We start from the raw sequence: 219 nt of genomic DNA, 5'->3' as shown, positions 1-219 counted from the left end.
CGACTCGTCCGCGCTCGCCGCGCTGTACAACGATCGCGCGCATGCGCTGGCCGCGAATCCGTCGATTGCGGAGACCGCGCGGCTGTCGGCCGGCTGGTCGGCGCCGATCACGATCGGCAGCGCGCAGGTGCGCGTTGCGTACTCGCCGGAGCCCGCGGGGCAGCGTACCGAGATCGATACGATCGTCGCCGCGATCGCCGCCGCGAAGCATTCTGTGTC

General features: G+C 71.2%; 1 pseudogene. It reads left to right on the top strand.

Annotated features, from left to right (window positions below):
* A pseudogene (locus tag A9Z05_RS38245) lies at window positions 1-219 on the top strand (phospholipase); the annotation flags it as partial.

The sequence above is a fragment of the Burkholderia sp. A2 genome, from assembly GCF_001729305.1.
Taxonomy (GTDB): domain Bacteria; phylum Pseudomonadota; class Gammaproteobacteria; order Burkholderiales; family Burkholderiaceae; genus Burkholderia; species Burkholderia sola.
Note: the sequence above shows the minus strand (reverse complement) of the source record. Positions and strands in the feature narration are given on the sequence as shown.